Source organism: Aneurinibacillus sp. XH2 (assembly GCF_001439585.2).
Lineage (GTDB): Bacteria > Bacillota > Bacilli > Aneurinibacillales > Aneurinibacillaceae > Aneurinibacillus > Aneurinibacillus thermoaerophilus.
On record NZ_CP014140.1, the window covers coordinates 317,262 to 338,806 of the forward strand.

The 21,545-nt window shown below is 47.1% G+C and carries 22 protein-coding genes; all 22 read left to right on the forward strand.

Features of this window, described 5'->3' with window-relative positions; all coding sequences use genetic code 11:
* Window positions 1-155 precede the first annotated feature (155 nt).
* The 22 genes from ACH33_RS01585 to ACH33_RS01690 all read left to right on the forward strand — a co-directional run bounded on the left by ACH33_RS01585 (window position 156) and on the right by ACH33_RS01690 (window position 21,543).
* Window positions 156-377 carry a DUF1146 family protein gene (locus ACH33_RS01585; protein ID WP_057897422.1) on the forward strand — a complete coding sequence of 74 codons (222 nt, stop codon included), beginning with the start codon at window positions 156-158 and terminating at the stop codon, window positions 375-377.
* Window positions 378-452: 75 nt separating this feature from the next.
* Complete coding sequence (locus ACH33_RS01590) at window positions 453-1,250, forward strand: YwmB family TATA-box binding protein (RefSeq protein ID WP_057897423.1); 798 nt, start codon at window positions 453-455, stop codon at window positions 1,248-1,250.
* Between the two features lie 25 nt (window positions 1,251-1,275).
* Window positions 1,276-2,619: a UDP-N-acetylglucosamine 1-carboxyvinyltransferase gene (murA, locus tag ACH33_RS01595; RefSeq protein ID WP_057897424.1), complete on the forward strand. Its 1,344-nt coding sequence runs from the start codon at window positions 1,276-1,278 to the stop codon at window positions 2,617-2,619.
* A 176-nt stretch (window positions 2,620-2,795) separates the two neighbouring features.
* Complete coding sequence (locus ACH33_RS01600; protein WP_057900206.1) at window positions 2,796-4,316, forward strand: glycine betaine uptake BCCT transporter; 1,521 nt, start codon at window positions 2,796-2,798, stop codon at window positions 4,314-4,316.
* 125 nt (window positions 4,317-4,441) lie between these two features.
* Window positions 4,442-5,470 carry a stage II sporulation protein D gene (gene spoIID, locus ACH33_RS01605; RefSeq protein WP_057897425.1) on the forward strand — a complete coding sequence of 343 codons (1,029 nt, stop codon included), beginning with the start codon at window positions 4,442-4,444 and terminating at the stop codon, window positions 5,468-5,470.
* 126 nt (window positions 5,471-5,596) lie between these two features.
* The gene (locus ACH33_RS01610; RefSeq protein ID WP_057897426.1) at window positions 5,597-6,337 is read left to right on the forward strand and encodes a M23 family metallopeptidase; all 741 of its coding nucleotides are present in this window, start codon (window positions 5,597-5,599) and stop codon (window positions 6,335-6,337) included.
* Between the two features lie 131 nt (window positions 6,338-6,468).
* A complete protein-coding gene (gene spoIIID / locus ACH33_RS01615) occupies window positions 6,469-6,756 on the forward strand; it encodes a sporulation transcriptional regulator SpoIIID (RefSeq protein WP_057897427.1) in 288 nt (95 codons plus the stop codon).
* A 78-nt stretch (window positions 6,757-6,834) separates the two neighbouring features.
* The gene (locus ACH33_RS01620; RefSeq protein ID WP_057897428.1) at window positions 6,835-7,851 is read left to right on the forward strand and encodes a rod shape-determining protein; all 1,017 of its coding nucleotides are present in this window, start codon (window positions 6,835-6,837) and stop codon (window positions 7,849-7,851) included.
* 103 nt (window positions 7,852-7,954) lie between these two features.
* The gene (locus ACH33_RS01625) at window positions 7,955-8,854 is read left to right on the forward strand and encodes a flagellar hook-basal body protein (RefSeq protein ID WP_057897429.1); all 900 of its coding nucleotides are present in this window, start codon (window positions 7,955-7,957) and stop codon (window positions 8,852-8,854) included.
* 13 nt (window positions 8,855-8,867) lie between these two features.
* Window positions 8,868-9,713, forward strand: coding sequence for a flagellar hook-basal body protein (locus ACH33_RS01630; protein ID WP_057897430.1), 846 nt, complete (start codon window positions 8,868-8,870; stop codon window positions 9,711-9,713).
* 4 nt (window positions 9,714-9,717) lie between these two features.
* On the forward strand, window positions 9,718-9,993 hold the full coding sequence (locus ACH33_RS19970) for a DNA-directed RNA polymerase subunit beta (protein WP_057897431.1): 276 nt from the start codon (window positions 9,718-9,720) through the stop codon (window positions 9,991-9,993).
* A gap of 158 nt (window positions 9,994-10,151) precedes the next feature.
* Window positions 10,152-10,649: an Lrp/AsnC family transcriptional regulator gene (locus ACH33_RS01640; RefSeq protein ID WP_057897432.1), complete on the forward strand. Its 498-nt coding sequence runs from the start codon at window positions 10,152-10,154 to the stop codon at window positions 10,647-10,649.
* Window positions 10,646-11,824, forward strand: coding sequence for an aminotransferase (locus ACH33_RS01645; RefSeq protein ID WP_057897433.1), 1,179 nt, complete (start codon window positions 10,646-10,648; stop codon window positions 11,822-11,824). Before ACH33_RS01640 ends, ACH33_RS01645 begins: the two co-directional genes overlap by 4 nt.
* 671 nt (window positions 11,825-12,495) lie before the next feature.
* Window positions 12,496-13,260, forward strand: a complete 765-nt coding sequence (locus ACH33_RS01650) for a YveK family protein (RefSeq protein ID WP_057897434.1) — start codon at window positions 12,496-12,498, stop codon at window positions 13,258-13,260.
* Complete coding sequence (locus ACH33_RS01655; RefSeq protein WP_057897435.1) at window positions 13,257-13,943, forward strand: CpsD/CapB family tyrosine-protein kinase; 687 nt, start codon at window positions 13,257-13,259, stop codon at window positions 13,941-13,943. The genes ACH33_RS01650 and ACH33_RS01655 overlap by 4 nt, the downstream gene beginning before the upstream one ends.
* Window positions 13,944-13,978: 35 nt before the next feature.
* Complete coding sequence (locus ACH33_RS01660; protein ID WP_057897436.1) at window positions 13,979-14,767, forward strand: tyrosine-protein phosphatase; 789 nt, start codon at window positions 13,979-13,981, stop codon at window positions 14,765-14,767.
* A gap of 241 nt (window positions 14,768-15,008) precedes the next feature.
* A complete protein-coding gene (locus tag ACH33_RS01665) occupies window positions 15,009-16,076 on the forward strand; it encodes a Gfo/Idh/MocA family protein (RefSeq protein ID WP_057897437.1) in 1,068 nt (355 codons plus the stop codon).
* A 1-nt stretch (window position 16,077) separates the two neighbouring features.
* Window positions 16,078-17,211 (forward strand): DegT/DnrJ/EryC1/StrS family aminotransferase, encoded by a 1,134-nt coding sequence (locus ACH33_RS01670; protein ID WP_057897438.1) that lies wholly within the window; start codon window positions 16,078-16,080, stop codon window positions 17,209-17,211.
* Window positions 17,208-18,545, forward strand: a complete 1,338-nt coding sequence (locus ACH33_RS01675; RefSeq protein WP_057897439.1) for a nucleotide sugar dehydrogenase — start codon at window positions 17,208-17,210, stop codon at window positions 18,543-18,545. The genes ACH33_RS01670 and ACH33_RS01675 overlap by 4 nt, the downstream gene beginning before the upstream one ends.
* A gap of 312 nt (window positions 18,546-18,857) precedes the next feature.
* Window positions 18,858-20,153: a glycosyltransferase family 4 protein gene (locus ACH33_RS01680; protein WP_057897440.1), complete on the forward strand. Its 1,296-nt coding sequence runs from the start codon at window positions 18,858-18,860 to the stop codon at window positions 20,151-20,153.
* Window positions 20,154-20,157: 4 nt separating this feature from the next.
* Complete coding sequence (locus ACH33_RS01685; protein WP_057897441.1) at window positions 20,158-20,868, forward strand: N-acetyltransferase; 711 nt, start codon at window positions 20,158-20,160, stop codon at window positions 20,866-20,868.
* A gap of 48 nt (window positions 20,869-20,916) precedes the next feature.
* The gene (locus tag ACH33_RS01690; RefSeq protein WP_057897442.1) at window positions 20,917-21,543 is read left to right on the forward strand and encodes a sugar transferase; all 627 of its coding nucleotides are present in this window, start codon (window positions 20,917-20,919) and stop codon (window positions 21,541-21,543) included.
* Window positions 21,544-21,545 lie beyond the last annotated feature (2 nt).

Sequence of the window (21,545 nt, forward strand, 5' to 3'; positions counted from 1 at the left end):
GAATGTTCCTCTATGCTTATTGTGATACAATAAGCGGGGGACATTTTTTTTTTCGTTGCCTTTTTTCATGTGGAGCGTGTGGGGCGGAGGGAGAGAAAGAGCGGCAACGCCTGTGAGTTTGTTTATTATAATTATATCAAGGAAGTGAGACGAACATGGCAGTAGCAGGAATGATCAACATTTTACTGTCGCTTGTGTGCATTGGCTTGAGTTTCTGGGCGCTACAGGCGTTTCGGTTTGATCTGTTTGTGGCAAATCCGAAAGGCGCGCGCGCCAAGTTGCTGCAAATTTTTTTGTCCATCTTTATCGGGCATGGTGTTGCGTCTTTTTTCACCGACTATTTCGGCTGGACACAGTTGCTTCGTCAATTTTTCTAAACATTTGACAGTATAGGGTTCCCGTTTTTCGCGCAGACTGAGTAGTAAAACAAGAGAAACGGGAGAGGAAAATATATGAGAATGACGGAAGTATGGAAATATATCGGGGTAGCGGGAATTTTTATGTTATTTTTGCTACTGGCGTACCCTGTATTAGCGGGGATGTCTGTATCTTTAGCATCACGAGAAGCGATTGCTAAGCGGGCTTTTTCCGATGCGGAGACATTGCTTGCGGCTGTTGAAAGCACAGGCGCATCCATTCGTGAGGTACAGATACGATATAAGCAGGTCGGCCTTCGTTTTCAAGATGAGCAGGACGTGGAGCTTTTTTTGCAAGCCATTGCCAGACAGGTCGGTTTAGTATCTTGGAGGGAAGAGCAGCGGGACGACGGCGTGCGTATATACCGTGGTGAGCGAAAGAGCAATGAAGACATTGAACTAATTGCATATGTGAGCGTGTATGTTTCCGCGCAGGGGAAAGACATGCACGGTAATTTGGGGCTAACGTTCCGGGGTAAAGAAAACCAGGTACGGGTCATGAAGCACATGATCGCGGAATATATGCAAATTCCTGCAAATAGTTCTGAGCTACCGCAAATTATCTCTTGTGTTAGGGGAATTTATAATGGTAAACTGGAAAATGACTTGCAAAAGAAGAAAGTCAGACAAATACTGGCTTTTCTCGACGGAACAATGGTTGAAAGCTTGGAAGAAGAAACGGTCCTTAGCTATTCAGTTTATTCGCCCCTATTTAATACAGCTATTAAAACAAACCATCGCTCCATGAACTTGCAAGTTGCAACCCATTATGATAAAAACAATCAAGAAACGATGATAATAGCAGGAATACCAATTATTACAGTGGAATACTAGCATAGGACGCGGGGGGAAATGTAACGTGGACAAGATTATTATCCGCGGTGGACGACGTCTATCGGGAAAAGTACGGGTACACGGCGCAAAAAATGCCGTATTGCCCATCATTGCAGCATCGATTCTGGCAGAAGAGGGAGTAAGTGTCATTCATGACGTTCCTGGACTGGATGATGTTTATACAATTAGCGAAGTGATTCGTGCACTGAATGTAGATGTAAAATACGACAGTAAAGCTGAAGTATTGAAAGTAGATGCGAAGAATTTATCAGAAGTGGAGGCGCCGTACGAATGGGTTCGTAAAATGCGCGCTTCTTTCCTTGTTATGGGCTCGCTTTTAGCCCGAAAAGGGAAAGCGAAGATTCCGCTTCCGGGTGGCTGCGCGATTGGTTCGCGTGGCATTGACCAGCATTTGAAAGGCTTCGAAGCCATGGGCGCAAAGGTGGAAATCGGTCAGGGTTACATTTTTGCCAGTACGGATGGCCGCCTGAAAGGTACGAAAATTTATCTGGATATTCCGAGCGTTGGAGCCACGGAAAATATTATGATGGCAGCGACGCTTGCGGAGGGTACCACGATTATCGAAAACGTGGCGCAGGAGCCGGAAATTGTCGACCTGGCGAATTATCTGAATGCGATGGGCGCACGCGTACGTGGAGCGGGAACGGATACGATTCGCATTGATGGTGTGGAGCGCTTGACTGGTGCCGTACATACTGTAATTCCTGACCGGATTGAAGCCGGCACGTTTATGGTGGCGGCTGCGATTACGCGTGGCGATGTGTTTGTCGAGAACGCCATCGCCGATCATTTAAAACCAGTTGTAGCAAAAATGCGCGAAATGGGCGTCATTATTGATGAACTGGAAAACGGTGTCCGCGTGTACTGCGGCCCGGAACTGAAATGTGTCGATGTCAAAACGTTGCCGCACCCTGGCTTCCCTACTGATATGCAAGCACAGTTTATGGCGATGATGCTGTCCGCCAAAGGTACCAGCATGATTACCGAGACGGTATTCGAGAATCGTTTCATGCATGTCGACGAATTTAAGCGTATGGGTGCCAATATCAGGATTGAAGGGCGTACCTCAATCATAAACGGCGAGGCGCGCTTGACGGGTGCGAAAGTAAAAGCGACTGATCTGCGGGCCGGGGCGGCGCTCATTCTTGCCGGACTTATCGCGGAAGGTGAGACAGAAGTGACGGAACTGCACCATATTGACCGCGGATATGTGGATATCGTAGGCAAGCTTCGCGCGCTGGGCGCGGATATTGAGCGCCACAGCACACCGGTTGTGCAGCTTGTAAAGGATGAAGTGAGCGAAGGAATAGCTATGGCTGCTTCTTCTACAAAAGCGTCCCTTGCCTAAGCGCATTTTTGTACTTATTTGATTCTGGTTTTATTGGAGAAAAGAAGTCCCTTGAAAGTTCACAGTTTTCAAGGGATTTTTTTATCTAAAAACAGGAGAGGAGGAGTGTGAATAATAGGGAAAGAAGCGTTGTTTGGCTATTCCCTATTGCAAAACTAAAAGAAGAGGTGGAAAGTTTGGTATTTTACATTTCGATTGCAGTAATCGTTGCTTTTGTTGTTTGGGGAGGTCTGCTGCCTGAAAGTCTTTCGCAAGCGGCTGACCAGACACTAGAAGTCATAACCAGGGATTTCGGCTGGTTTTATCTATTGGCAGCTTTTTCGTTCTTAGTATTTGCGCTTTATTTGGCTTTTGGAAAATATGGACAAGTGAAATTGGGAAATGATGATGATGAACCAGAGTATTCCAATCTGACATGGTTTGCAATGCTGTTTAGTTCCGGGATGGGGATTGGACTTGTGTTCTGGGGGGTTGCGGAACCGCTCAGTCATTATGTGACTCCACCCACCGGAGAAGGGCAAACAGCGGAAGCGGCGCGTCAGGCGATGCGTTATTCTTTTTTTCACTGGGGTTTGCAGCCGTGGGCGATTTATACCATCATTGCGTTATCGCTTGCCTACTTCCAATTTCGTAAAGGACAAAAAGGATTGATCAGTGCAACGTTTTATCCGTTATTAGGCGAAAAAGTAAAGGGGCCTTTGGGTAAGCTGATTGATATTCTGGCTATTATTGCAACCGCATTCGGAGTCGCCACCTCCCTTGGTCTTGGCGTTTTGCAAATTAATGGTGGCCTTACTCATCTTACCGGGATAGCTAATACGACCACCACACAAATTATCATTATTGCTGTTGTTACCGTGTTGTATTTGCTGTCGGCGACAACAGGGCTTGATCGTGGGATTAAACTATTGAGTAATACCAATTTGATACTGGCGTTCAGTTTGTTGGTTTTTACATTATTGGTAGGACCGACTTCGTTTATTTTTGATACGTATACAACTACGCTAGGAAATTATGTGCAAAATTTAATTCAGATGAGTTTACGGCTTACACCATTTACGGAAGGCACATGGGTGGCAAATTGGACGCTATTTTATTGGGCGTGGTGGATTGCGTGGGCTCCATTTGTCGGAACGTTCATTGCGCGTGTATCCAAAGGCAGGACGATTCGCGAGTTCGTGCTTGGTGTTATGCTTATTCCGAGTTTGTTTAGCTTTCTCTGGTTTGCTGTTTTCGGTGGAACGGGCCTCTATCAAGAAATTTTTATGGGGGCACATTTAGCCGAAATTGTCCAAACAGATGTGACGAGACCTTTGTTTGTCATGCTGGAGAATTTGCCGCTAGGCTCTATTCTTGCCGGGATAGCGACGTTGCTTATTATTACATTTTTTATTACTTCTGCAGACTCCGCAACGTTTGTCCTAGGGATGCTCTCTTCTAATGGCGATTTGCATCCATCCAACAAAGTCAAGGTGATTTGGGGGATTCTGCAATCTGTGGTTGCCATTGTGTTGCTTATTAGCGGAGGGCTCGAAGGATTGCAAACGGCATCCATCGTAACGGCATTGCCGTTCGCCGTTATTTTAGCTGCAATGTGTTTTTCTATTATGAAGGCACTTCAGGAAGAGGAAAAAGAAAGAAAACGTGGCGAACGGGCTTTACGTAAAAAGCTAGAGGCATTACTTGATGAACAATAAGAAAAAAAGGAACAGGCATGTGAAAGATAAGCCTGTTCTTTTTATTAGATGCATATTTCTCTTCTTGCGGCATAGTTTTGTAGAGAAAGAAAAGTTGTCCAACTGGTATCCGGAAGGGGAGAAACATGAAGCCGATTTTCTATATCGCCCTTGCTATTGTCATCATTCTGCTTGCGGTTCCGTCGACGCTTGTCCTTATTTATTCTGGATCTGATGAGCAACCCCGGCCCGCGTCTGCTATCAGAAAAAGCGCAGCTCCAAGGACTTCACATACGACACAGAAGCCGGTTATGCATATTAACTTTTCGATTAAAGTGTTCCGGGTCGAAACCGGGAAAATTGAATCAGTTCCGCTTGAAGACTACGTGAGCGGTGTTGTGTCGGGCGAAATGCCCGCCGAATTTGAAATGGAAGCGCTCAAAGCCCAGGCTCTTGCCGCTCGCACGTATATCGCGCTCCGTCTTGCCAAAAAAGATTTCAGCGATGTTCCAAAAGGCGCACATGTGACTGATACGGTAAAACATCAAGTGTATATCGACGAAAAACAAAAAAGGGAGCGGTGGGGGAGTTCATATACGTGGAAGGAGGCGCGTATTCGGCAGGCGGTTGAGGAGACATCCGGACAAGTTCTTACGTATCAAAATGAACCGATTAATGCCACTTTTTTTGCCACAAGCAATGGTTATACCGAAAATTCCGAGGACTATTGGGGATACAAACTTCCGTATCTTCGCAGTGTAAAAGTGCCCTGGGACGCCAATGCGCCGCGCTATCAGGAGACGGTAACAATGTCTATTGACCAACTTGAAAAGAGGTTAAAAGTAAAGATTGCCCAACCTGTCGCCGCAGGCAATGATTCCTGGAACAAAACTATTTCCCGTACTGCCGGACAGCGCATAAAAGAGATCAAAATCGGGGACAAAGTATTTACCGGACGCCAGGTGCGTGAGCTTCTCGGCCTCAATTCTTCGCACTTTTCATTAAGCATTAAAGGACAAAACGTCGTCATCCGCACGTTTGGATATGGCCATGGAGTCGGGATGAGTCAGTGGGGCGCCAATGGTATGGCGAAAGAAGGAAAAACGGTAGAGGAAATTGTCAAATATTTTTATAAAGGCGTTAACATTGAAAATGGAGAGAAGTGGATAAAGTAGCGTAATAAAATAAGCAAAAAAGAGTAAAGCTTGTGCCCAATTTTCGTCTTTTTTATGCAAAAAACTTCTCTCCTTATGTTTATTCCCTCATATTCCTGTCAAAACTGGATGCTGAGGTGATAAACAATGGATGAAAAAAGAAAAGCTACTGAAACATCCTCTCCAATTCAAAAAGTACAATCCGGTGGCTGGAGACGTATCTTGGGCAAAAAATGGATTTTTCCCGCAATGTATATGGGAATTGCAGCTATTATTCTTGCGGGCGTAATGTGGTATCAAAACAGCAAAGATTTCTCAAACAATACAGGGGTGCCACAGAAGGCTACGCCGGAAGTGACACAGCCGCAGCAGGTGGCTGAGGTTAAGCAGAATGAACAGTCTGCTGTACCGGTGAGCGTATCCGACAAACCGCTCGCTTGGCCGGCAAAAGCGGATGAGACCGAGAAAGTTATGGGGTTCTATGATGACACATCTGACAAAAAAGAACAGGAAGCCGCGCTTATTCAGTATGACAACTCTTACTGGCCGAACACAGGCATCGCGATTGCGAGCAAAGATAAGAAATCTTTTGAAGTTATGGCCGCAGCCGCCGGTAAAATTGTAAAAGCGGAGCGTGACCCGATGCTCGGTTACCAGGTAGAAATCGAGCATAAGAACGGACTTTCTACCGTATATGCCAGCCTTGAAGATGCTAAAGTGAAGGTTGGCGATACGGTCGATCAGGGTACAATACTTGGAATGGCGGGTCGCAACGTATTCGAAAAAGCACTCGGCATCCATCTGCACTTTGAGGTGCATAAAAATGGAGAAACAGTACCGCCAGAACAATATCTGCTGAAAAAAGAAGACACGCCTTCGGCAAAATAAAACGAAAATAAAAGAAAATGAAGAAAAAAGGCTGAATAGTACATGCTATCAGCCTTTTTTCGCATATATGCGCACTTGCCTCAATATAATGTATCAGACCACTGACCAATTAGCATTAGGAGGCGAGAAGCGTGCACGATTACATCAAGGAGCGGACGATGAAAATCGGCCACTACATTGTGGAAACGAGAAATACCGTTCGCAAGATTGCCAAAGAGTTTGGCGTGTCGAAAAGTACGGTGCACAAAGATTTGACGGAACGACTGCCTGAAATCAATCCTGAACTGGCCAATGAAGTTAAAGAAATTCTCGAATATCATAAGTCGGTACGTCATCTAAGAGGGGGAGAAGCGACTAAGATTAAGTACAAACGCAAAAGCAAGGCATATCGGAAGAAGGAGGCCGAAGAGCTTGCCTAGGAGAAAATTCTCCTTGTGACAGGACAATATGCGTAGTACAATATTCTGATGATATAATAGTTACAGGGAGGCTCTCACATGATGGGCAGAGATATCGGAATTGATTTGGGCACGGCCAACGTCGTCATTTATGTAAAGGGCAATGGCGTTGTGCTTGATGAACCATCGGTTGTAGCGATTGATACCTATACGAAACGGGTGCTGGCCGTCGGGGAAGAAGCCCGCCGCATGGTTGGTCGCACGCCGGGAAATATTGTAGCTATCCGCCCGCTAAGAGACGGGGTGATTGCGGACTTCGAGATTACCGAGGCGATGCTTAATTATTTTATTAAGAAGATAGGCGTCAAAGGTTTCATGGCTCGGCCGCGTATCTTGATCTGTACACCGACCAATATTACTTCCGTCGAGCAAAAAGCGATTCGGGAAGCGGCGCAAAAATGCGGAGCGCGTGAAGTGTTCCTCGAAGAAGAACCTAAAGTGGCCGCCGTAGGCGCCGGGATGGACATTTTCCAGCCGTACGGTCATATGGTGGTCGACATGGGTGGCGGGACGACCGATGTAGCCGTGCTTTCTATGGGAGACATCGTCACCGCCTCTTCTATTAAGATGGCGGGGGACAAGTGTGATCTCGCTATTATGAAATACATTAAAGAAAAGTATAAGCTTCTTATCGGGGAGCGTACTGCCGAAGATATTAAAATCCAAATCGGCACGGTGTTTCCCGGATCGCGCAAGGAAGAGATCGATATTCGCGGCCGCGACATGGTGACAGGTTTACCGCAGACGCTCACTGTCACATCTGAAGAGGTATGTGAAGCGTTACAGGAAGTCGCTCAGGCTGTTGTGATGGCTTCGAAGAATGTGCTGGAGCGCACGCCACCGGAACTGGCGGCTGACATTATTGACCACGGCATTATGCTGACGGGGGGCGGAGCGCTGCTTCATGGTCTGGATCGTTTGCTGAGTGAAGAACTAAAAGTGCCGGTGCTCATCGCGGAGAGTCCGATGGCCTGCGTAGCGGTAGGGACAGGCATTATGCTGGAGAATTTGGACAAGTCTCCGCAGCGGAAAATGCGTAAAAAGATTTTTTCGTAAGTATAGATTCCGTAGGTTTTTTGAGATTGATTTGCTATAATAAATAAGACGTATTTACGTCGCTTGCCTTTATCTGTCATGGAGGAAAACAGGGGGAAAGAACATGCTGCGTGGACTAGACGCTGCCGCTTCAGGCATGATTGCTAATCAGGCGCGGCAGGACGCGTTAACGAACAATTTGGCAAATGTGAATACACCGGGGTATAAAGCGGATAACTCCACATTCCGCACGTTCCCCGAGCTATTGCTGGAACGCATTCGCGACACGGCCGGTGGAGTGGCGGGGCTGCCCGCGTTTCCGGGCTCGAAGCAGGTGATTGGCCGCCTTTCGCATGGAGTATACAATCAGGAATTAGTGCCTAATTTTGCACAGGGAGATATCTTTGAGACAGGAAAAGTGCTGGATATCGCTTTGGTTGACGGGGGAATTCCGACTATCGAAGTGGACGGCAGGCAGGTACAGCCCCGCATGTTTTTTGCGGTTCAAAAGCCGGGTGAAGGCGGAGGTCCTCCACAAGTCTACTATACACGTAGCGGGAATTGGACGATGAATGCCGCTGGTCAACTAACCACAATGGAAGGATATCCAGTACTGAATGCGGCTGGTCAGCCGATTAACTTGCGCGCGCTTCTCGGGGACGCGCCGTTGAATAAGGAGAACTTGCAGGTTACGTCCGACGGGAGATTGATCGCGCTGGGAAATCCGGGCACTGCTCCCATACGACTGGGTATTTATCGAATCGATAATCCGACAGCAGATCTTGTGAAAGAGGCGGATACGACCTTTCGTTATACAGGAAATGGAGCGCCGACTTTGTACAATCCGGCGGTTGATCCGGCTGTTTCCATCAAGCAGGGATACATTGAACGTTCCAATGTTGACGCCGGCAGAACGATGATTGATTTAATGGCGGTGCTTCGCAGCTATGAAGCGAATCAGCGCGTGTTGCAGGCATATGACATTACGTTGCAGAAGCTGAATGAAGTCGGGAAAATCGGATAAGAAGGTGTAAGTGATGAACCATTCTATGATTAACTCTGCTTCCGCCATGCGGGCGACGCAGCTGCGCATTGATACAATTGCGAATAATTTGGCTAATTCCGATACTGTGGGGTTCAAGAGCCAGGATACGACGTTTGAAACGCTCTTGGTTCGTCGATTGAACAATCAGCCTTACGCGCGATATGAGCCTAGCCGCTTAACGCCGTTTGGCACCCGACCGGGATTCGGAACGAAAGAAGCGATGCTGCAAACCAACTTTGCTTCAGGAGCCATCAAGAAGACGGATGTGCCTACTGATTTGTACCTTGAGGGGGAAGAGGCGTTTTTCCGCGTACAGCGGTTGTCGCCCAACGGTGCTCAGGCGCTTTTCACCCGGGACGGCAATTTTAAGCTTATACCGTCAGGAAACTGGCTTCAGTTGGTAACCGGCTCCGGCGATTTCGTAATGGATGATGGCGGCGATCCCCAGCCGATCCGTATTCCCGTCGGCGCTACGCATTTTACAGTGAAGGCGGATGGACGGATTACATATCGTTTGAACGGTATGGAGCAGGAGGGACCGCGCCTCGGGGTATACACGGTGCAGAACCCGAATATACTAGAACGGGTCGGAGAGAATTACTATGCAATACCGGCTGGGGCGGAGCTTAACGAATACGCGCGGCTGAGCAACCCGGCGGGCATGACGCTGCAAGCGGGCCTAGCGGTTCGCCAGGGCGGCCTTGAAATGTCCAACGTCGATCTGCGTAAAGAGATGACTTCGCTTATTGAGGCGCAGCGGGCGCTCCAATTTAACGCGCGGGCGCTTTCATACAACGATCAGATGATGGATATTACTAATCGAATTTTTAGAGGTTGATAAGATGCCAGAACAACATAAACAGCCGTCTAGCTCCGCAGTTTCAGCTGCGGCGGCCGCCCGGGAGTATCCACGGAAAAATAGAGCATCCCGGAAAAAAAGAGCAAAGAGAAGGGAAAGCATGCCGCTACTTCTCAAAATTACACTTGTGCCTTTTCTCTTATTTATCGCTCTGTTGGCGGGCTTAATTACGGGATACAGCATTCTGGGCGACGGCAACGCCTTTGAAGTGTTTGATATAAAAACATGGAAGCACATGTATGATCTTGTGTTCGGATAAAAGAACACTTTTCTTTTTTTTGATAGGAATTATTTAAAAATTATTATAAGTCAGGGGAGAACTTTGCGGTCTGAAGCCGGATAAGGATAAAGAGAAGCTTCGAGCTGCGCTGTTGGATAAAATAATAAAGTAAGTTTATGCAGAAAGGTTGGATGAATATGGAGAGAGAGAAACAGCGCGAATTGCTGCACATCTTGGAGGAGAACAGCCGCCGTTCCGCAGAAACTATCGCTACGATGCTGGATACGACGGTGGAAGACGTAAAAGAAACGATTGCCAAGCTGGAGAAAGAGAAAGTCATTATTAAGTATCCGGCAATTGTAAACTGGGAAAAAGTCGATGAAAATGACCTGGTGACTGCGATGATTGACGTAAAGGTAACGCCGAAACGCGATGTCGGATTTGACGATGTAGCGGAGCGAATCTACCGTTTTCCAGAAGTGCAGTCCGTATACTTGATGTCCGGTGCTTACGATTTGTCGGTCGTTATTGAAGGAAAAACGATGCGTCAGGTTGCGCAGTTTGTATCGGAGAAATTGTCTGCTTTGGATTCTGTCATTTCGACCACAACGCACTTTATTCTTAAAAAATATAAGCATGACGGCGTAATTTTAGAACAGCCCGAGGATGACAAAAGGATGGTTGTGACGCCATGAGTACGATGCAGGTTGCCAACCGTAGATTGTCACGTACGATCCAATTGATTCCGCCATCCGGCATCCGCCGGTTTTTCGAACTGGCGTCTTCTATGGAAGGCGTTATCTCGCTTGGGGTAGGAGAGCCGGACTTTGTGACGCCATGGAATACAAGGGAAGCAGCGATCGCTTCGCTTGAAAAAGGTTATACCGCGTACACGTCTAATAGCGGTCTGTATGAGCTGCGGGAAGAGATTTGCAAATATCTTGCTGCTGCTTTTGATGTCCATTACAGCCCGGACAAAGAGGTTGTGGTTACAGTCGGAGCGAGTGAAGGAATTGATCTGGCGCTGCGTGCGATTCTTGATCCTGGCGATGAGGTATTAGTGGTGGAGCCGTGCTATGTATCGTATGATCCGGTCGTGCGCTTGGCGGGTGGCGTGCCCGTGGCGGTGCAGACATCCATTGAACAGCAGTTTAAATTAACGCCCCAGCATATTGAAGAAAAGGTGACAGACAGAACCAAGGCGATCATTTTTTGCTTTCCGAACAATCCGACCGGTTCCATTATGAAGAAAGAAGAACTGGCAAAGCTTGCGGAAGTGGTCAAACGCCATGACTTAATCGTAATCTCCGACGAGATTTACGCGGAACTGACATACGATACAAGCCATACGAGCTTTGCATCGCTGCCGGGAATGAAAGAGCGTACGATTTTGCTATCAGGATTTTCCAAAGCGTTTGCGATGACTGGCTGGCGTATTGGATACGCTGCGGGACCGGAAGATATCATCCAGGCTATGGTAAAAATTCATCAATATACGATGTTGTGCGCCCCGATTATGGGACAGGTGGCGGCGCTTGAATCGCTGCGCCACGGTATGGAAGCGAAAAAGCGAATGGTTGAGAGCTACCGGCAACGCCGCAATTACGTCGTAAAGGCATTTGAGCAAATTGGCTTGCCCTGCCACAAACCGGAGGGCGCTTTTTATGCGTTTCCTTCTATCGCTTCCACCGGTATGACGGCGGAAGAGTTCGCGGAAAAACTGATTCTTGAGCAGAAGGTGGCGGTCGTTCCAGGTCATGTATTCGGCGAAGGTGGAGCGACGCACATCCGTTGCTCGTATGCTACATCGCTCGAAAATCTGGAAGTGGCTATCGATCGTATGGATGCTTTTTTGCGGGTATACAAATAAATATTCATAGATTGAGAGGCTATGAATGCCTCTCTTTTTTTGTAGTAAGAAAGCATATGTTACTTTACAGTAATAAAGCAACATATGCTTTCTTTTCATAAGTAAGTGAGGAAAAACTTGCGAGGTGTGTTCCAAATGTTTTCTTTTTTTCATGTGGAGCGTGTGGCACGGAAGGAGAGAAAGACCGACAATGTCCGCGAGATTTTCTTATTTAAAAATGATGAAAAACTCGAAAAATAGGCGGGTTTGATAGGAAGACATATAATTTACTACAAAAAAAGATATGATTGATCTGGGTGAAAATTCATAGAAATTTTATTGTCAAGGAAAAAAGAAGGAATTATTATTTTTTACTTCATACCTCTTTGCATTAAAATGGCTGAAACGCTTGATATATAAGGAAAAGAGTGAGAAAAAATGAAAATCGAAATGATAATGTTTTTCATATACTTTTAATAAATTGATCACAGAAAAATAATGAAACCTTCTAAAAAAAGTGACATTGTAAAGTTTAAAACTGAAAATTCAAAATAGTAAGTTGGTATGAATTAACCAAGAATAGCGTAATAAAATACAATTTTTGTATCATTTTTCATTTCGAAACCTTGTTATATATTGATTTACGTGAAGGCCATCGACAAAAATTGAAAATCTGAGAGAGGAACTGGAGGATGTCATTGCAAGAAGAAACGCTCAATATTAGAGAAATGGTCACTATTCTTCGCAAACGACTTTGGATGGTTGTTCTGATTACGCTGGGAGTTGTGGGAGTCAGCGCGGGGGTTACCAAATTTCTGATGACCCCTGTGTATGAGGCAAAAACGGAACTGCTTGTAAACAAATCACAGGATGGAGACAAGACAGGAATCATTTCGATGTCAGAAATTGAGTCTAATCTGCAATTGATAGAAACGTATAGCGTAATCATTAAAAGCCCGCGGATCATGGAAATTGTAGCGCAAAAGCTGGGGGAACCGGATAAAGTAGCCAGCTTAACTGAACAGATTAAGGTTTCCGCAGTCAAAAACTCACAGATTATTTCTATTGTGGCTGAAGATACGAACCAGCGAAGAGCGGCACTTATCGCCAATACAGTAGCGCAGACATTCAATTCGGAAATTGTGAAGCTAATGAAAGTGGACAACGTTCAGGTACTTACTAAAGCAAAGGCAGATGAGAGAGCCACGCCAGTAAAGCCAAAACTTCTGGTCAATGTTGCGATTGCTTTGGCCATTAGCTCCATGCTTTCTGTCGGCCTTGCTTTCTTGCTTGAATATATGGACAATACGTTGAAAACGGAAGAAGATGTCGAAAAACATCTCGGATTACCTGTGCTTGGTACGATTGCCGTCATTGATGCAAAGAACGGCGCGAAGCACACGAGGCTGAAAGAGGAAAAGAAAGTTAGGATGGCAGCGGCAGGTGAGAACAGATGAATACAGCAATTGATAAAAAGCGATATGAAAAATTAATTGCTTACTGGAATCCGAAATCGCAGATAGCAGAGGCATATCGTACGTTACGTACAAACATTCAATTTGCGAGTGTAGACGAAGAAATCAAAACAATTTTAATTACGAGCACGGGTCCGGCAGAAGGGAAATCAACCACTGCCACCAATCTGGCTGTGGTGATGGCGCAGGCAGCTAAGCGCACTCTATACATAGATGCAGACTTACGGAAGCCAGCCGGTCATCATATTTTTCAGGTGCCGAACCGTCGGGGCCTGACTACATACTTAGCAGGTCAGATCCAGCTACGAGATGCTGTGCAAGAAACCGGAATTGAGAACCTTGCTATTATGACAGCAGGCCCCATTCCGCCGAATCCTGCCGAATTATTAGGGTCAAAGAAGATGAAGCTGGCATTAAAAGAATTGCATAGCCAATTTGAAGCGATCATTCTTGATACACCACCGGTCATTGCGGTTGCAGACGCAGCGATTCTTTCCAGACTAGTGGACGGATGCATTCTGGTTGTCAACGCGGGCAAAACGAACCGTGACCTGGCCGCTAGGGCCAAGCAGCAGCTTGAGCATACAAACGCGCGCCTGCTTGGTGTCGTGCTTAATAATAAGCAAATAAAACATAACAATTACTACTATTATTACAAGAACTAGCAGAAAAAGGTTTAGATAGGGAAGGGAAAAACAGAATGAATGTAGACATTCACAATCATATCTTATGGGGGCTGGATGATGGGGCGCAGTGTCCGGAGGATACACTGGCGCTGGCAAAAGATGCTGTGCAGAATGGCATTACGCATGTGATCGCTACGCCACACCATAAGGATGGAAAATATGAAAACCCTGCTCCCTTGATTTTGCAGAAAACGGATGAAGCGAATCGCTTATTGAAAGAACATGTGATTCCGCTCACAATTTTTCCGGGAATGGAGCTGCATTTATATGGCGACATTCTTCGGGATTTTCGGGCGGCAGAACGTACGTTGTTAACAATGAATGAAACACAGTTGTATGTATTGATTGAACTGCCATGTGATCATGTTCCAGCTTATACGTACCGCCTGTTGTTTGATATGCAGGTAGAAGGTTATCTTCCCATTATTGCGCATCCAGAACGAAATCAGGAAATATGCGAACGTCCCATTATCCTGCATCGCATGGTGGAAGAAGGCGCGTTTGCCCAGTTGACGGCAGCCAGCGTCATCGGTCAATTTGGCAGCCGTTTACAAAACATTTCCCGCAAACTTATTGAACACGATTTAATTCACTTTATTGCTTCAGACGCACACCATGTAACGAAAAGAGGATTCGCGCTGCAAGCGGCTTATGAATGGATTAATAGAAATATCGGAGAACAGTACACGCATTTCTTCCGGGAAAATGCCTGTCTCGTTCTTGCGGGAAAAGATATTATAGCGCCCCCGCCGCGCTCGTTTGAACCAAAAAAGAAAAGAAAAAAATTTTTCGGCCTCTTCTAAATGCCGGGGCCAAGGTAACAGTCTGCTGCACCTTTATCACTGCAGGCACTCGGCCATGCTGTGGGCATGCAACAATGCCTTAGACGTTTTATCGTCGAGGGTATGGTGTGAGGTCGGGTTGAATGCCCATAATTCACCTATTCTATCTTTTTATCAAAATGTTACTTCTTACTATTATATAACCAATCCCGAAATCATTCAATTTATTTTATCTCTTGGATGAAGGGTGGCTTTTGTTTATATGTCTACTATTTCATTTGCTATCGTTGGATGCGGTCATATTGCGACCAAGCATATCGAAGCAATTCGTAATATTGAACAAGCGGAGCTGGCAGCGGTTTGTGATACGAACCCTGCACGAATTCAGGAATATATGAAAAAACATAACGTTCGTGGCTATCTTTCACTGGAAGAGATGCTGGCGAACGAACCGGATCTTGATGTAGTCAACATTTGCACGCCAAGCGGTCTACACGCTCCGTTGGCCGTGCAGGCTGCTGCGGCGAAAAAGCATGTCATTGTAGAAAAACCGATCGCACTGACGCTGGAAGATGCGGATCGCATCATTCAGGCGTGCGCGGAAAACAATGTCAAGCTGTCTGTAGTACACCCAAACCGTTTTCGCCCGGCTGTGACAGAACTGAAAAAACTTATCGACAAAGGCTTGTTTGGCAAGCTTAGCCACGTGAATGCCACCGTGCGTTGGAACCGCGACCAGAGTTATTACGATCAGGCGGCATGGCGCGGTACAAAGGCGATGGATGGCGGCGTATTAATGAACCAGGCGATTCATAATCTAGACTTGCTGTACTGGCTTGCCGGACCGGTCGAAGAAGTACAGGCGTATAACGCGACCCGCCTGCGCAATATCGAAGCGGAAGATGTATCGGTTGCTGTGTTGAGGTTCACAGACGGCGCACTTGGCATCATCGAGGCGGCCGCGACGGTGTACCCGCAAAACTATGAAGAATCGCTTAGCATTTTCGGCGAAACTGGAACAGCGGTCATTTCAGGACGGACTGCCAACTGGATTAAACACCTTATTTTTAAAGACATACCGGAAAAAGAGACTGCTAAAATCATGGAAAAGGTAGAGCAGGATCCGTATGGTACGCCGGGTCACCAGCATATTATCGCCGACATGATCCGAGCGATTCGAGAAGACAGAGAACCGCTGGTCACCGGATGGGATGGGCGTAATGCTCTTCAGCTCGTACTAACCATATACGAAGCGGCGGAAAAACACGCTCCTGTAAAATGGAGCCATCACAAAGAAGTAGTTAGTACAATAGTGAGAGGAGTTTACTAATATGACAAAGACAATGCGCAAAGTATCCCTGCTGGACTTAACCGCCCAGTATCAGGACATTAAACCGGAAATTAAGCAGGCTGTGGACAACGTACTTGAGAGCGGCAACTACATTATGGGGCCATTCGTGAAAAATTTTGAGCAGGCTATGGCGGAATACTGCGGCACGAAATACGCAATCGGCGTCGCCAACGGTACGGACGCGTTGCTTCTGACGTTGGACGCGCTTGGAATCGGGCCGGGAGATGAGGTGATTACTTCTCCGTTTACGTTTTTCGCTTCCGCGGAAGTGATCTCGCGGCTGGGTGCGACACCGGTATTCGTCGATATCGATCCAGACACATACAACATCGACCCGGCAAAACTTACCGCAGCCATTACACCGCGTACAAAAGCAATTATGCCTGTTCATATCTTCGGACAGCCCGCTGATATGGACGAAATATTGGCGATCGCGAATGAATACAACCTGTTTGTAGTCGAAGACGCGTGCCAGGCGATCGGTTCTACATACAATGGGAAAAAGATTGGATCGCTTGGAACCGCCGGTTGTTTCTCCTTTTTCCCGACGAAAAACTTGGGCGGATACGGGGACGGCGGAATCGTAGTGACAAACAATGAAGAACTGGCGCGCAAAATCCAAATTCTGCGCGTACATGGTAGCAATCCGAAATACTATCATTCCATGATCGGTTACAATAGCCGGCTCGATGCGCTTCAGGCGGCCATGTTGCAGGTAAAACTGAAATACATTGACCAGTGGAACCGGCAACGCCGTGAAAAAGCCATGATGTATAACAACGCGCTGAAAGACCTGCCTCTCAAGTTGCCATACGTAAAGCCAAATCGCGAAGCGGTTTTCCATCTTTATATCATTCAAACCAAGTATCGCGATGAACTTATAGGTCATTTACAGCAACACGGTATCGCGACCGGCGTGTACTATCCGGTACCGTTGCACAGGCAGGAAGTATATAAAGACCTCGGATATGTGGCCGGAAGTCTTGTTGAGTCGGAAAAAGCGGCCGCCGGTACGCTTGCGCTGCCGCTCTATCCTGAAATGACGATTGATGATCAGGAATATGTCATTTCTATTGTCCGCGAATTCTTCGAAGCGAAGGGAGAGAGAGTATGACACAAGCAGCAGCGTTCGCAACTTCGTTAGTCGAGCAGTTTATTCAAAAAATTGAACAGAAAACGGCCGTTATCGGTGTGGTGGGCCTCGGGTATGTCGGCTTGCCGCTTGCGGTTGAGAAAGCGAAAGCCGGTTTTAACGTCATTGGGTTCGATGTGCAGGCTAGTAAAGTCGAGATGGTCAATCAAGGTATCAATTACATTGGTGATGTTGTGGACGATGATCTGCGCGAAATTGTAGAGCGGAAAAAGCTGCGTGCAACCTCTGACTACTCTTTTATCAACGAAGTAGACGCGGTGGCAATTTGCGTACCAACACCGTTGGATACCTATCAACAACCAGACACAAGTTATGTGGAATCGTCGGCGCGTGAAGTGGCGAAATATCTTCATCCTGGCATGCTCGTTGTGCTGGAGAGTACCACATATCCGGGCACGACCGAAGAATTGCTCAAGCCGATTCTGGAAGAATCGGGGCTTGTCTGCGGCAAGGACTTCTTCCTGGCGTATTCGCCAGAACGTGTTGACCCGGGTAACAAGCAGTTTAACACGAAGAATACACCGAAAGTGGTCGGGGGCGTAACGCCGGATTGCACCAAAGTTGCTGCTTCCATGTACCGTGCGGTGCTGGACAGCGACGTGCATGAAGTATCCAGCCCGGCAGTCGCTGAACTGGAGAAAATCTATGAGAATACGTTCCGTCATATTAATATCGCGCTGGCGAATGAAATGGCGATTCTGTGCAACAAGATGGGGATCAACGTATGGGAAATGATCGATGCGGCAAAAACGAAGCCCTATGGGTTCATGGCGTTTTACCCGGGGCCGGGTCTTGGCGGACACTGCATTCCGATTGACCCATTTTACCTGACCTGGAAAGCGAGAGAATACAACTACCATACACGCTTGATCGAGCTGGCCGGCGAAATTAACAGAAGCATGCCCGAATTCGTGACGGAGCGCGCTGCCAATCTGTTGAATCAGGATGGTAAACCGCTGAAGGGCTCAACGATCCATTTGCTTGGCGTAGCTTATAAAAAAGACATTGACGATATTCGTGAATCACCAGTGCTTCATATCATTGACATCCTGGAGGAGAGAGGGGCGCATGTCGTTTACAGCGACCCACATGTTCTGTCTTTTAAACGCCATGGCAAGGAATACGAGTCGGTCGATCTTACGGAGGAAACGTTGAAAAAGGCAGATCTTGTGGTGATTACAACGGATCATACCGCTTTTGACTACGATTTTATCGGCCGTACCGCGTATGCTGTGCTTGATACTAGAAATGCACTGAAAAATGCGGTCAAGCCGAAACGATATGAAATTTTATAAGAATATTGAAGGGGTGTGATGAAAGGCATATGGAAACATCGAGCTATATGACTGGAATTTGCGCTCTCTTGACTTGTCGTTTTCTCCCTTTTCAGCACCTTATTCTTTTGGCTTTTCTCGCCGTGAATTAATCAGGAAAAAAGCTTGCAGAAAAGGGAACGGTGAAAGATTGGCTGGAAAGGTTACAGTATCTGTATCTTTCCAGCTGTTTTCTTATTTCTTCCATGCAAACCGATAAGCAAGTGGTTTATCGATGGGATGGAGGAATGAATTGCCTGGAATTTTCGATTTTGAAAGGAGGGAGAGCAAGAGGTGAACATCTGGATTTTTAACCATTATGCGATTGCACCAGGTGCGAGCGGTGGTACGCGTCATTACGATTTAGCTCGAGAGCTTGTCAAACACAATTATAACGTCACGATTTTTGCTTCTTCCTTTACCCATCAGGAGAGAAAGGAGCGTTATATTCCGGAAAAGCATCTGCGATGGAAGGAAGAACAGTATAATGGCGTCCGCTTCGTCTGGATCAAAACACCTGCCTATAAGAAGAACGATTGGCGCAGGGTCGCCAACATGCTGAGCTATACCATCCATGCTTATTTGCTTGGCAAAAAACGAAAAGAAAAACCGGATTTAATTATCGGAACACTCATGCACCCGCTGGCGGCGCTTGTTGGTTGTTTGCTCGCCAAAAAGTTCAATTGTACGTTTTATTTTGAAGAGCGAGACTTATGGCCACAAACCTTGATCGATCTCGGCAAAGTTTCTGAACGGAATCCGGTCGTTTGGATGCTCCGTCAGTTAGAGCTTTTTTTATACAGAAATGCCCGCCGTATTATCGTCCTGTTTGACAAGGCGGATAAGTATGTGGCCCAGCAGGGGATTGATACAGAAAAAGTGCTGTATCTTCCGAATGGTGCCGACCTGCAGCGGTATGAGCAGCAGGCTTTGCTTTCCGCGGATCTTGAGCGGTTGTTCGCTTCTTTGGAGAACAAGCTGATTGTTACGTATACGGGTGCGCACGGCATTGCCAACCATCTGGATCCGGTGCTTGATGCAGCCGGTATTCTGAAAGACCGAAATCATCACATTCATTTTCTTATGATTGGGGATGGACCGGAGAAGCAGCGGCTTGTAGAACGGGCGAGAAAAGAAAAGTTAACCAATATAACTTTTATTCCTCCTGTCAAAAAAGAGGAAGTTCCGGAGATTCTGCTTCGTTCCGATGTGGGGCTGATTTCTATGCAGGACGCAGAAATTTACAAATGGGGATTCAGTTTAAATAAGATGTATGACTATATGGCAGCGAAGCTTCCGATCGTGCTGTTATGCCAGCTACCGGAAACGCCAATTGAAACCTCAGGCGCTGGTTTGAAAGTTAGCAATCCGCAGGAAATGGCGCAAGCATTGCAATGGTTAGCCATAAATCAAACCGCTCTTCACCAAATGGGAGAGAAGGGGCGTTTCTATGTAGAGAGCAATCACTCGTGGGAAAAGCTGGCACACCGTTTCATTAATGTTATAGAAGAAGATTTGTCGTACGGTGGTTGCGATCGTCTGGCGGTGGCACCGGTACAGGTCGGAGCAACCAAGAAGGGAGGAAACTAAACATATGAACATAACATTTGGTAAAAACACGATTATTGAGGACAGCGTTGTGCTGGGAGAGAATGTGACAATCGGGCATAACGTTATCATTTACGCGGGCAGTGTCATTGGGCATAACGTAGTCATTCAGGATAACGCGGTCATTGGCAAACAACCGGTTAAAGCGAAACATTCTGCCCTGAAAGAAGTGAAAAAGAATCCCCCGGTCGTAATCGGCGACGGTTGCACGATTGGCACATCGGCTATCATCTATGCGGGAGCTGTTCTGGAAAATGAAGTATTTGTAGCTGACCTTGCCACCGTTCGTGAACGCGTGACGGTGGGGGAAGGTACGATCGTAGGCCGCGGCGTTGCAATTGAGAACGATTGCTCCATCGGCCGCAAATGCAAGTTGGAGACCAATTGCTATATCACGGCATATTCCAATCTTGGCGACCATGTGTTTGTCGCGCCGGGCGTTGTCACCAGCAATGACAACTATATGGCCCGCAGCAAAGAGCGCTTCGGTAAGATGAAAGGCATTACCGTCAAGGACGGTGGCCGCATTGGTGCAGGTGCTATTACACTGCCGGGCATTGTGATTGAAGAGGACGGAACGGTCGCGGCCGGCGGCGTCGTTACGAGGGATGTAAAGAAGGAAGAACTGGTTGTGGGTATTCCGGCCAGAAAGCTGCGTGATGTTCCTGAAGACCAATTGCTGCGCAATCAAGGGTAAGACGGGACAAATAGCTGACGATGATGGCAGCGAAACGGAGGGGAGAACATGGCAAAACGAGTATTTGACCTGGTATGCGCACTAGTTCTGCTGGTGGTGACCCTTCCGGTTATGGGTATTACCGCCCTGCTTGTGCGTATAAAGCTGGGTTCGCCTGTCCTGTTTAAACAGAAGCGTCCCGGTCTGCACGGCAAGCCATTTTACATTTACAAATTCCGCACCATGACCGACGAGCGGGACGAAAACGGGGAGTTGTTGCCTGACGAAGTTCGCCTGACCGGGTTCGGACGCTGGCTACGCAGGCTTAGCCTCGACGAATTGCCGCAGCTGTTCAATGTGGTCAAAGGCGAGCTAAGCCTGGTTGGGCCCCGTCCATTGCTGATGGAATATCTGCCGCGCTACACACCGCGCCAGGCTCGCCGTCATGAGGTAAAACCCGGCATTACCGGCTGGGCGCAGGTGAACGGACGGAACGCCATCAGCTGGGAAGAAAAATTTGAATTGGATGTCTGGTATGTGGATCGCCAGTCATTCTGGCTGGACATGAAAATTTTGTGGCTGACGCTTTTCAAAGTGATCCGCTCGGAAGGCATTAACAAAGAAGGGCATGCGACGACGACGGAGTTTATGGGACAGAGCGGGAATACGTACCAAAATGAGCGGAAAGAGGCATGAGA

Coding starts and splice junctions, on each gene's coding strand:
- ACH33_RS01585 (WP_057897422.1), top strand. CDS start 156: ATGGCAGTAGCAGGAATGATCAACATTTTACTGTCGCTTGTGTGCATT.
- ACH33_RS01590 (WP_057897423.1), top strand. CDS start 453: ATGAGAATGACGGAAGTATGGAAATATATCGGGGTAGCGGGAATTTTT.
- spoIID (WP_057897425.1), top strand. CDS start 4,442: ATGAAGCCGATTTTCTATATCGCCCTTGCTATTGTCATCATTCTGCTT.
- ACH33_RS01610 (WP_057897426.1), top strand. CDS start 5,597: ATGGATGAAAAAAGAAAAGCTACTGAAACATCCTCTCCAATTCAAAAA.
- ACH33_RS01620 (WP_057897428.1), top strand. CDS start 6,835: ATGATGGGCAGAGATATCGGAATTGATTTGGGCACGGCCAACGTCGTC.
- ACH33_RS01625 (WP_057897429.1), top strand. CDS start 7,955: ATGCTGCGTGGACTAGACGCTGCCGCTTCAGGCATGATTGCTAATCAG.
- ACH33_RS01630 (WP_057897430.1), top strand. CDS start 8,868: ATGAACCATTCTATGATTAACTCTGCTTCCGCCATGCGGGCGACGCAG.
- ACH33_RS19970 (WP_057897431.1), top strand. CDS start 9,718: ATGCCAGAACAACATAAACAGCCGTCTAGCTCCGCAGTTTCAGCTGCG.
- ACH33_RS01640 (WP_057897432.1), top strand. CDS start 10,152: ATGGAGAGAGAGAAACAGCGCGAATTGCTGCACATCTTGGAGGAGAAC.
- ACH33_RS01645 (WP_057897433.1), top strand. CDS start 10,646: ATGAGTACGATGCAGGTTGCCAACCGTAGATTGTCACGTACGATCCAA.
- ACH33_RS01650 (WP_057897434.1), top strand. CDS start 12,496: ATGTCATTGCAAGAAGAAACGCTCAATATTAGAGAAATGGTCACTATT.
- ACH33_RS01655 (WP_057897435.1), top strand. CDS start 13,257: ATGAATACAGCAATTGATAAAAAGCGATATGAAAAATTAATTGCTTAC.
- ACH33_RS01660 (WP_057897436.1), top strand. CDS start 13,979: ATGAATGTAGACATTCACAATCATATCTTATGGGGGCTGGATGATGGG.
- ACH33_RS01665 (WP_057897437.1), top strand. CDS start 15,009: ATGTCTACTATTTCATTTGCTATCGTTGGATGCGGTCATATTGCGACC.
- ACH33_RS01670 (WP_057897438.1), top strand. CDS start 16,078: ATGACAAAGACAATGCGCAAAGTATCCCTGCTGGACTTAACCGCCCAG.
- ACH33_RS01675 (WP_057897439.1), top strand. CDS start 17,208: ATGACACAAGCAGCAGCGTTCGCAACTTCGTTAGTCGAGCAGTTTATT.
- ACH33_RS01685 (WP_057897441.1), top strand. CDS start 20,158: ATGAACATAACATTTGGTAAAAACACGATTATTGAGGACAGCGTTGTG.
- ACH33_RS01690 (WP_057897442.1), top strand. CDS start 20,917: ATGGCAAAACGAGTATTTGACCTGGTATGCGCACTAGTTCTGCTGGTG.